Origin of the sequence: Anaeromusa acidaminophila DSM 3853 (genome assembly GCF_000374545.1) — a bacterium.
In the GTDB taxonomy this organism is placed as follows: domain Bacteria; phylum Bacillota; class Negativicutes; order Anaeromusales; family Anaeromusaceae; genus Anaeromusa; species Anaeromusa acidaminophila.
This window is the reverse complement of sequence record NZ_KB894601.1, coordinates 54,573-65,436: the sequence shown is the minus strand read 5'-3', so window position 1 is coordinate 65,436 and position 10,864 is coordinate 54,573. Positions and strand designations below refer to the sequence as shown.

Here is a 10,864-nt window from a genome sequence, read left to right as displayed (position 1 = left end):
ACACATCTTTAACTCAACAAAAGCCAAGGCGTCCGAGGCAATTAGCCAAGCGCTGGCTTCCGGTATAGAGCAATGAAGGCTTTACACAGAATGATGAAATTACGCACAGAAAACACCAGCCAATTCGGACTATTACAGAATTCCGAAAAAGCTGGTGTTTGTTTTGTGTTTAAATTGGCAAAATGTTGCTATACGCTACTCAACGATACACAGTGGCAAAGCCCACGAAGCCGCATGAAACGGCACTTTTCAAACTTTACAAAACGATATTGGTGCAAGCCATGACGGTTCGAAAAAGAAAACATTTACACCTTCGACAGCAAGGGCGAATTGCTCATTACAATTATGAGCAGCCTGGCACAAGAAGAAAGCCGCTCCATTTCGGAGAACGTGACTTGGGGGCAGCGCAAGCGTATGGCAGACGGTAAGTTCACCCTGCCCTATTCACATTTCCTCGGTTACGAAAAAGGTGAGAACGGCCTTCCTAGGATAGTCCCCGCCGAAGCTAAGATTGTGCGGCTAATTTTCCGACTGTATATGGAGGGCAAGACATTCTCTGCCATCGCCAAACACCTCGAACAGCACGACATACCGTCACCCGCCGGTAAAAAGAAATGGCAGGCGACCGTGGTGCAGTCCATACTGACGAATGAAAAGTATAAAGGCCATGCCCTTATGCAAAAAACTTACTGCGCTAACTTTCTCACTAAAAAGATGGTCAAAAACACGGGCCAGGTGCAGCAATACTATGTAGAAAATAGTCATCCCGCTATCATCGAGCCTGATGAGTTTGATGCAGTTCAGCTTGAATTTGAGCGAAGAAAAAGCCTTGGCCGCCCTACAAGCACCACGAGCATCTTCTCATCAAAACTTGTTTGCGCCGATTGCGGAGGACATTTCGGCAAGAAGGTATGGGGCAGCTACAAGAGTGATAAAACGTATCGCAAAGAAATCTGGCGGTGTAATGCCAAGTATAAAAGGCTCGACAAGCCCGGCAACGGCTGCCAAACGCCCCACCTCACCGAAGATGAGATTAAAATGCGCTTCCTCGTCGCTTTCAATAAGCTGATGAGTAGTCGATCCGGACTGATTGAAGACTGCCGGCTGGCGCAGGGCGTCCTCTGCGACACCTCTTCGATTGACGCCGAACTTGTTGAACTGTTACGCGAGATTGAAGTGGTAAGCGAGCTATCGCGCAAAGCTATCCTAGAAAGCGCCAGAACCGCCGTCAATCAATCAGAATGGGCAGAGCGTAATAGTGCCTACCTTGAGCGCCACCGCAAAGCTACGGAGCGTGTAGATGAATTGGAAGCCACCAAGCGCCAGAGACTCGGCAAAGCAAAAACCATCGATGGTTTTATTAAGGACATCAAAAGCCGCCCTCTTGTCCTCACCGAGTTTGACGAAAAATTATGGCTGGCTGTCACCGACACCGCCACGGTGTCTCAGGATGGCACGATGGCATTCAAGTTTAAAAACGGCTCGGAAATTACAGCATAATATTTTAAAACCACGGCTCACCTTCGGGTGGGCTGTTTTGGCCTTGACGGTTATCTTTAACGACAATGTTCAATGCACACCCCTTTCGCGAATCGTTAAAAGATACCCCTATCTTCGGTTCACTTTTAACGATTTGCGGTAGAATCGTTAAAAGTAAGCCGCCGACAAAAACTGGTGCAAGTTAACGTCCCTCCGAAAAAGGCCTGTAAAACGCCTATAAAGGAAAAGAAAAAAGCCCGAAAGCGCCGTAAATACGGCACTTTCGGGCAAAACAAAAACCATCTATTGATAAAAATCGTTTTATCAATAGATGGTAGATTACTTGGTGGAGACGAGGGGAATCGAACCCCTGACCTTTTGAATGCGAACCAAACGCTCTCCCATCTGAGCTACGCCCCCAAAACGCGGCACTGATACCGACGAGATTTATTATACATAAGTTCGACAAGAATTACAATCCGCTCAAGCCATGTTTTTCTCCGCTTTTTGAGCTTCCGCTTCTTCTTTCTGCCGTTTTTCTTCCTCTCGGATCTCATTCCAAGCGTCACGAGTCATTTTAAAGACATTACGCTCTCCCCGAGCTAAGGGGTTGGAAATCACCTGATTAAAATACAGCTTGGCTCGTTGGTAATTGCCAATACGACGCAGCAACTCCCCGACCAAATAGGTCAGAGTCACTTCCGTCATATTGCCGATCGGCATCCGTTCCTTCGACAACGCTTCTTCATACGCCACTACAGCTTTTTCCAATACCTCGCGTTCTTCCTCAACTTTGTTTTCCAGGCGATATACCCAGGCCAATTTGAGGAGCAACCCGCCCAACCGGCTTGCCGGAGCCTTCACCAGCTCGGCATAGAAAATTGCCATTTTATAGGCATTGACCGCTTTTTCAAAGGTCCGCTCTCCGCCCAAATCCAAATGCACTTCGCGACCGGACAAAAAGGTACGAAGCTTTTCCACCGCCGCCGGTCCTGGTTCACAAAACCAGCTGTCCGCACCGGCATAGCCGCAATGATTGCACACCCAAATACTATAAAAGTAAGGATTGAACCCTTTAAAATGCGTGCAAAAATCCGTATCTTGCACTCGCATGGGCACTCGGCTTTTCACCTGAGTCGCTTCGAACTCATTCTGACAAATGGGACATTTTTTCTGAGATACATAGGTATATTCCGACATAATCGTCTCAACACTCCTTGCTTTGACGTTCACCATAAAACCTTCTTGAATCAGCATAGCATGATTTTTCCGCAAATTCAAATACAAGCTTCCTTCTCCGTCATCCACATACGATAAAAGACGCCTTGCTTTTCAAGCAGCTCTCTCATGCAGCCTCGCTCAACAATGCTCCCCTGCTGCAAAACCAAAATTTCATCTACGGCTTCCAGCCCTTGCAGATGATGTGTTATCCAGAGGACCCCTTTATCTACCGTTACCAGCCGCATCAAAGCGATAATTTCTTGGGCCGTCAGCGCATCCAAACCGGCAGTCGCCTCATCCAGCAGCCAATACGGGGCCTCCTTCAAAAGCGCCCTGGCAATAGCCAGTCTCTGCCTTTGTCCGCCCGAAAGGCCGCCTCCGCCCTCGCCGACGGACCGTTCCCAGCCTTGAGGCTCGGAGTCCAGCCAGGATAGCATCTGCGTCCGCGCCAGCGCCGACCGCAGCTCATCTAGGGATGCTTCCGGGCGAGCCACCCTCAAATTGTCCGCTAAGGACAAATGAAAAAAATAAGGTTGTTGCGGTACTACGGCAAAATGGCTGCGCCAACTTTCCTCACAACAAGAGTCCGCCGCGGTTCCTCCCATCGATAGAATTCCTCCTGTCGGTTGACGAAACCCCAGCAGCAACGATACCAGCGTACTCTTGCCAGCGCCGCTGGCCCCGACAACGGCAAGGCTCTTTCCTGCCTCCAACGAAAAGGAAATATCCTGCAAAGCTGGCGTCAAGCTGTCTGCGTAAGAAAACGACAGGTTGCGCACCTCCAGCTTGCCGCCTGCACAAGCCGCTTCTCCTTTTTCAGGTCTTTGCCTTGCGGCGGTCTCCAAAATTCGTTCAGCTGCCGCTGTACCATCGGCTAAATAACGGGCAGCCGCAGGCATAAGCAGAAAAAATTCTCCCAACGCCAGCACACTTAAGGCTAGCACCGATAAATCCACGCCAGACCATTGCCCGTTTCGCACCAAGGGAAGGCCTCCCCAAAGCAAGAGCCATAACGCTCCATAGCCTACAGCCATACCAAACGCTTCTCCCGCGCCGCTAAGCAAGCTCTGCCTCCGCTGTGCCATAGCCAGACGCTGCGCCGCTGCGCCCAAGCGCTGCGCCTGCTCCTGAGTTTGGCGAAAAGCCCAGAGTTCTCCCAGCCCCCCCAGCAAATCGCCCGCCGCCGTCTGCAAGCGTTCCCGCTCCGTTGCCACAATTTCTGCGCCGCGCCGCCATGAGCTCCCTAACCACAGCGGCAGAACCACCGCTGCCGTCAAGTAGGCTCCCAAGACCACGAGAGCCGGCCAAGGACCTACAAAAAACCACGAAAAAGCAGCAAAAGCCAAGCAAGAAAAAAAGGCCGTTGCCGGCGGCAAAAACGCCCGCAGAAACAAATCTTTTAAAACTTCAACATCGCCCACCAAACGGTCCAGCAGCGAAGCCGGGCTTTGCGACCCCAAATGAAACGGCGCCAGCGGTTCAATACGTTTGTACAGCCAGACACGCAAGTGCGCCAAAATACGAAACGTCGCATCATGTGAGACATAACGCTCGCCATAGCGGCAAACAGCCCGGGCAATCCCGAAAAAGCGCACTCCCACAATAGCTAGCGACAACACCGTAATGGAAGGATGCAGGGCCGCCATGGCGATCACCCAAGCCGATGCAGCCAACAGACCCAGCCCCGCCGCACCAGTCAGCCAAGCCAGCAGCAGAGCCAGCAGCATACTCAGCCAAGGCTTCGGCACGCAGCGCAATAATGTCCACAGCGACTTCATACGCTCGCCCCCTTTGCAGCAGACAACAACGCCGCATACGCCCCTTGCTGCGTCAGTAATTCTTTATGATTTCCCGCCTCAATAATTTGGCCGCTTTCTAAAACAGCAATTTGATCCGCTCGCCGCACCGTACCTAGGCGGTGCGCAATTACCAGCACCGTTCTGCCTTGACAAAGCCTCTCAAAAGATTGCTGCAAAGCGGCTTCGCTTTCTGGGTCCAAACCGCTTGTCGCTTCATCACAAAGCAGCACCGGCGCATCCGCCAAAAAGGCTCGCGCCAAAGCCACGCGCCGCCTTTCCCCGCCGGACAATTCTACGCCGCCCGCCCCTAACATCGTCTCATACCCTTTGGGCAAGGCAGCCGCCAGCGCCGCTCCTCCCGCCAGAGCAAACGCCGCTTCCACTTCTTCCTCTGACGCCTCCGGCTTGGCCAAACGAATATTCTCGCGCAAAGTACTCCGAAATAAGTAGGGCTGCTGAGGCACATACGCCACATGCCGCAGCCAAGAATCGACTCCAGCCGACGTCAAGACGCGTTCATTGATGCGAATGCAGCCTGCTGCAGGCGTGATCATACCTAAGAGCAAAGACATGATCGTACTTTTTCCGGCGCCGCTGCCTCCGACTAACGCAGTTATTTTTCCTGGCTGCAGCTGCAGCGAAACGTTCTGCAGCACTTCTGCTCCGCCTTCGTAAGCGAATGACACATCTTCCAGCGCCACTGCGACAGGTCCGGCAAGACGCCATGTTTCCGGCTCCTGCTGATGTATCTGTTCCGCTTCCAACAGCGAATAGATGCGCTCCGCCGCCGCTTTCCCCGCCAAGGCCGCATGAAAATGCGCTCCTAGCTGGCGCAGCGGTTGGTAAAACTCGGGCGCCAAAAGAAGCACAAACATCGCGTCGTAAAATTCCATGGTCCCATAGAGCAAACGCAAGCCCACTGCTACCGCAATCAAGGCCGTACTGATCGTCGCCAATAATTCCAGCACCAACGCTGAAAGGAAGGCTACTTTCAACACATCCAAGGTCACTTCGCGAAAATCCTCGCTAGCCGCAGCAACGCTTTTTACCGTTTGTTTGCTGCGGCCAAAGAGCTTCAAGGTCAACATCCCCTGGAGCATGTCATAAAAATGCGCACCCAGGCGCTGCAGGCGATCCCATTGTTTGCGAGTGCGCCACTGCGCCATCCGCCCAATAAGCGTCATAAAAATAGGTATAAGCGGCGCCGTCACCAACATCAAAAGCGCCGACGGCCAGTCTCTCGGCGTAATAACCGCTAAAATCATCAACGGCACCGCTGCCGCCGCAAAAAGGCTAGGCAAATAGCGCACAAAGTACGCCTCTAAGTGCTCCACCCCGTCTCCCAAGACGGCTAACAACTCGCCCGTCGCTTCGCCAGCGCCGCGCACTGGCCCCATAGCTAAAAGCTGCTCCGCCAGCCGCCGTCGCAAAGAAGTCTTTATAGCCGCCGCCAAATACGAGCCACAGGCTTCACCGCCCCAAAACGCCAACACCCTTGCCAACAGCACGCCGCCTAAAAACAACCACTGCCCATGTAGTTCTTCCAAGCTGCTTCCTTGCAGAAAAACGCTATCTAAAAGTGCTGCGATCAGCGCCGCCTGAGCAACCGCCAAAATCGCACCGGCCAGACTAGACGCCCCCAAGAATGCCAACTTACTTTTATACGACAGCGCTTCTTGCAGCAACTGTTTTTGTCCCATCTTTGCCTCCAAAATACGATTCATTTACAATATGCCTTTCGACGCAATGGCACAATTCCCTTTTGTCAAATCTTTCCGAGGAATTGAACATAGTCTTTGAACGGATTTAAACAAGAGTCTCGGGAGAACCAGAGGAGTCATGAGGGTCACGGGGTGCGATTTTTAACGAACGAGGCTACGGTGGCCGTGATATGCCGCCGTTTATACAGAAACCCCAGAACCTTTAAAACCCCTTTCTCGTTTTTCGTGTATTTCGCGGTTCGTTAGCAACGTCCCTAAACTTTATTATCCAACCGCGAAAAGCGCGAAATATAATTTATGGTACATTAAAAAGGCGGCCGAGAGAAACCACGCTTCTCTCGACCGCCCGTTATTGCTTTCTTTTCAGTTCCTTAATTCCTATCGCCCGCCGCGCGGGCCAAAGGCTTTTCCGCTGGCTTATGCAGACCAAATGCATAATAGCAGGCCAAAAGCAAACCAAACCAAGCTGGCGCTACATAGAGAGCCACGCGCGTATCCGGGTCAAAGGCCATGACAACGACTACAAAGACTAGAAATGCCAACGTAGCCCAGTTGCTCACCGGATACAACAGCGCTGGGTATTTCAGCTGCGCCACTTGCTCGGGCGTCAAGCTCTGACGAAAGCGCATCTGCGCAATCAAAATAATAGCCCACACCCAAAGAGCGCCGGACGTGGCTACGCTAGTCACATAAACAAATACCTGCGCCGGAACCAAATAGTTTAGAATTACGCCGATAAACAAGAAGCAAAAAGACACCAAAATGCCGTTGAGAGGTACGCGATTTTTGCTCAGCTTGCCAAAGCAGGCCGGCGCCTTACCCTGCAGCGCCAAATTGTAAAGCATGCGGCCAGTGCTAAAAATCCCGCTGTTACAGGAAGAGAGCGCTGCCGTGAGCACAACAAAATTGATGATGCCTGCCGCCGCCGCAATACCTAATTTCTTAAAGGTAAACACAAAGGGACTGCCGATGGTCCCCAACTGATTCCAAGGATAAAGGCTCATAATAACGACCAAAGCGCCTACATAAAAGACCAGAATACGCCAAAACACCTTGTCGATAGCAGCCGGAATGGTTTTCTCCGGATTACTGGCTTCGCCAGCAGCCACGCCGACCAGCTCAATACCCAAATAGGCGAACATCACCATAACCAAAGACATGACGACCCCTTCAACGCCCATCGGCATAAAGCCGCCATTAGAGACCAGATTCGTCAATCCGGTTGGAATCCCGTCGTTGCCAAGACCAAAAAAGATCATCATCGCCCCAACGACAATCATCACCAAAATGGTAATAATCTTAATCATAGCAAACCAAAATTCGAATTCGCCAAAAGCGGAGACCGCCACCACATTAACAATGGTCATCGCTACCAAAGCCAGCATGGCTGGAATCCACTGCGGCACGTCGGGAAACCAAAATTGCACATACACCCCTACCGCCGTAATCTCCGCCATACAAGTCACGACCCACATAAACCAATAGGTCCAGCCGGTAATATAGCCTGCCAAAGGGCCGATAAACTTGTTGGCATAAGCGCTAAAAGAGCCGCTGACAGGATACGCCACCGCCAGTTCTCCTAAAGAACGCATGATAAATAAAATGAAAATGCCGCCAATAATATAGGATAGTAAAAGCGCCGGTCCCGCCGTCTTAATCGCCGTTGCCGAGCCTAAAAACAGGCCTACGCCAATAGCTCCGCCTAACGCGATTAGCTGAATATGCCTTTCCTTTAACCCTCGTTCTAAATTCTCTTCAAATTCTTTTCCTTTCACCGCGAACTGTACCCCCTTGTGTATTGCCTGCAGCGCTTTTTGTTTCCACAGTATTCACAATTATCCTTCTTTTCTCTGGTAAAGTCAACCATTTGCAAACTGCAATACTGTATACTTTACCATTTTTCGACACATAAGAAAAGAAAGAAAAACCGCCGTCAACTTGACGGCGGCAGGTGTCATTTCTTCAATTGGTACGGCACAGTCGCCACAACAACATCTTTTTCCAAGATCAACATGGTTCGCAGCAGCCAGCCTGTTTGATTGTGCAGCAGCCGATGCCACCATTTGCGAGTCTCAAATTCCGGAATAACTACCGTAATGTAATCTTCGGGATTCTTTTGCTTCTCAAGTATTTTAATGTAAGCTACAATGCGATGCAGCACCATACGGTATGGGGAATACACGGTTACCAGGTGTACGCCCGGATCCCATTCCAGCCATTTTTTCTCCACCCGCTCCTTGGTACTCTCATCGGTCGCCACGTGCAAGGCAATAACCTCATCGCCAATCTTGCGCGCATAGCGCATGGTTTCCGCCACCGCCCGCGTCGGCGAAGCTACGGTAACAATGACGATATTGCGACCTTCCAGGGGCTGACGGTATTTCGCCTCTTCCTTCGGCAAATGGAGCTGCTCCGCCAAATCCGCATAGTGAGAGTTCACTTTTTTAAAGCAGTATACCATAATGGGGATGAATACCAGCACCACCCAAGCGCCATAGGTAAATTTAGTGATCGCCACTACCAGCACTACAATGCCGGTAACAATCGCCCCAAAACCGTTAAGCGCCGCCCGGTGCAGCCAGCCCTTAGAACGCTCCTTGCGCCAATGCAATACCAAACCAGCCTGGGCCAAAGTAAACGAAAGGAATACGCCGATGGCGTAGAGAGAAATCAGATGCTCTACATTTCCTTCGAATTGAACAATCAAAAGAGCGGCAATAACGGTCAGCAAAATAATGCCGTTCGAGTAGCTAAGACGGTCTCCCAATGAGCTTAGATAACGAGGCATGTAGCCGTCGCGAGCCAGAAGAGACATCAACGGCGGCAGACCGTTAAAGGCCGTATTAGCCGCCAAATACAAGATCAGCATCGTTGTCAGCTGAATGTAATAATACAACCAGCCACGACCAAAGGTCTCCTCAGCAATCTGAGATAACATGGTGACGTTTTCGATCGGCGTCACATGATAATGGATCATTAAAAAAGACAGCCCTGCTAGCATAGCCGCCAGCATACCGGACATCCAGTAGGTCGTGCGAATGGCGTTCTCCGTCTGCGGCGCCTTGAACATGGGCACGCCATTGGAAATAGCTTCTACCCCCGTCATGGAACTGCAGCCGTTGGCAAAGGCCCGCAAAATGAGCACGATAACCGTCAAGTCGAGTTCTTGCTTCACCATGGATTCAGGCGGCACCACTGGCTGCGTACCAGTCAGAGCGCTATAAAGGCCTGTAACAATCAAAGCTAAAATGCCAAAAATAAACAAATACGTAGGCAAAACAAAAACGTTAGAGGATTCCCGAACGCCCCGCAGGTTGACCAGCATCAAGATACCGAAAAGAACGAGTACATCAATGGTTACGCTCCAAGGAATGAAAGAGGGAAACGCCGATACCAGCGCATCCGTACCGGAGGACACGCTGACCGCTACGGTCAGCACATAGTCCGCAAACAAGGCCGACGCAGCAATTAACGCCGGATACTCTCCCAGATTCGCCTTCGCCACGGCGTAGGAACCGCCGCCGCCGGCATTGGCCCGCGACACTTGGACATAAGACAGTGTCACTACTGCCAAAAGAGCCAGCACCGCCAACAATATATCCTGAAAATATCCATACACTAAAAGTCCTGACGCTGCCAGTGTCAAGATAACCTGTTCCGGCCCGTATCCAACAGAAGACAACGCGTCGGATGAAAAAATGGCTAAAGCCTTCCATTTGGGCAGACGTTCATGAGCTGCCTGGCGATTGTGCAGCGGCCTGCCAATCAGCAAATAGCGCAACGTGCGCAGCATAACCCCATACCCCTTTCGCGTCAACTGACAAAACTATTACTTTTCCGTTAAAAAGAACAGCTCTAATCTTATGCTGTTTACAAGCAATTGAAAAGAGCCAAATCTTGTCAACAAGGACGTATTTATTCTTTTTTTCCGCAATTTTACAGACTATGGTTTTATGGCGCAGCACCACGTTAGCGCAGTCATGCTGGCAACGTTTTTTATAAATTGAAAGAAAACGGACCTTGCCCGAATTACAGGCAAGGTCCGAATTGCATCAACGGTTGTCTACTTTATCCATGCAATAGAGGTCATGCTGCTCCATGCGATGCCAAGCGAGCTTTTCGTACTTTGCTTCGCCATTGTCCATGTTGCAGTAAGGGTCAATGGAAATGCCCCCTCGCGGCAGGAATTTTCCCCATACCTCAATGTATTTCGGCTGCATCAACTTGAACAAATCCTTCATGATAATGTTCACTACATCCTCATGGAAATCTCCATGATTACGAAAACTAAGCAAATATAGTTTTAAGGACTTGCTTTCCACCATCTTCTCACCAGGAATATAACTGATGTAAAGAGTGGCAAAGTCTGGCTGTCCTGTCATCGGACAAAGGCTGGTAAACTCCGGACAATTGAATTTCACCCAGTAATCATTGCCTGGATGCTTGTTTTCAAACGCCTCCAGCACCTCCGGCGCATAAGCGTATTGATACTTTGTATTCTGGCTTCCTAAATGGCTGATTCCAGCCAACTCTTCCTTGCTTCGCGACATATGTCTCTCCCCTAGCTTTGTTTTGCAGTCCCACAGACTATCTGCCAGTATCTTACCATACTTCGGTCAATTCGCCTATCCATATTGATGCACT

7 protein-coding genes and 1 tRNA gene are annotated in these 10,864 nt (G+C 50.7%); 1 reads left to right on the top strand and 7 read right to left on the bottom strand.

Going from position 1 to position 10,864, the window contains the following annotated elements:
* The first annotated feature begins 414 nt into the window (after nt 1-414).
* Nucleotides 415-1,500, top strand: a complete 1,086-nt coding sequence (locus C508_RS18685) for a recombinase family protein (protein ID WP_018704152.1) — start codon at nt 415-417, stop codon at nt 1,498-1,500.
* Nucleotides 1,501-1,823: 323 nt separating this feature from the next.
* On the opposite strand, the gene C508_RS0113755 is transcribed toward C508_RS18685, so the two are convergent.
* The 7 genes from C508_RS0113755 to queF all read right to left on the bottom strand — a co-directional run bounded on the left by C508_RS0113755 (nt 1,824) and on the right by queF (nt 10,770).
* Nucleotides 1,824-1,899, bottom strand: a tRNA-Ala gene (locus C508_RS0113755).
* 63 nt (nt 1,900-1,962) lie between these two features.
* Complete coding sequence (locus C508_RS0113750) at nt 1,963-2,760, bottom strand: DUF2225 domain-containing protein (protein WP_018704151.1); 798 nt, start codon at nt 2,758-2,760, stop codon at nt 1,963-1,965.
* Nucleotides 2,757-4,478 (bottom strand): thiol reductant ABC exporter subunit CydC, encoded by a 1,722-nt coding sequence (gene cydC / locus C508_RS0113745; protein ID WP_018704150.1) that lies wholly within the window; start codon nt 4,476-4,478, stop codon nt 2,757-2,759. Before cydC ends, C508_RS0113750 begins: the two co-directional genes overlap by 4 nt.
* On the bottom strand, nt 4,475-6,199 hold the full coding sequence (cydD, locus tag C508_RS0113740; protein WP_018704149.1) for a thiol reductant ABC exporter subunit CydD: 1,725 nt from the start codon (nt 6,197-6,199) through the stop codon (nt 4,475-4,477). The genes cydC and cydD overlap by 4 nt, the downstream gene beginning before the upstream one ends.
* Nucleotides 6,200-6,591: 392 nt before the next feature.
* The gene (locus C508_RS0113735; RefSeq protein ID WP_018704148.1) at nt 6,592-7,995 is read right to left on the bottom strand and encodes an amino acid permease; all 1,404 of its coding nucleotides are present in this window, start codon (nt 7,993-7,995) and stop codon (nt 6,592-6,594) included.
* Between the two features lie 179 nt (nt 7,996-8,174).
* Nucleotides 8,175-10,013, bottom strand: coding sequence for an APC family permease (locus C508_RS0113730; RefSeq protein ID WP_018704147.1), 1,839 nt, complete (start codon nt 10,011-10,013; stop codon nt 8,175-8,177).
* Between the two features lie 259 nt (nt 10,014-10,272).
* On the bottom strand, nt 10,273-10,770 hold the full coding sequence (gene queF / locus C508_RS0113725; RefSeq protein ID WP_018704146.1) for a preQ(1) synthase: 498 nt from the start codon (nt 10,768-10,770) through the stop codon (nt 10,273-10,275).
* Nucleotides 10,771-10,864: the final 94 nt, after the last annotated feature.

Coding starts and splice junctions, on each gene's coding strand:
- C508_RS18685 (WP_018704152.1), top strand. CDS start 415: ATGGCAGACGGTAAGTTCACCCTGCCCTATTCACATTTCCTCGGTTAC.
- cydC (WP_018704150.1), bottom strand. CDS start 4,478: ATGAAGTCGCTGTGGACATTATTGCGCTGCGTGCCGAAGCCTTGGCTG.
- cydD (WP_018704149.1), bottom strand. CDS start 6,199: ATGGGACAAAAACAGTTGCTGCAAGAAGCGCTGTCGTATAAAAGTAAG.
- C508_RS0113730 (WP_018704147.1), bottom strand. CDS start 10,013: ATGCTGCGCACGTTGCGCTATTTGCTGATTGGCAGGCCGCTGCACAAT.
- queF (WP_018704146.1), bottom strand. CDS start 10,770: ATGTCGCGAAGCAAGGAAGAGTTGGCTGGAATCAGCCATTTAGGAAGC.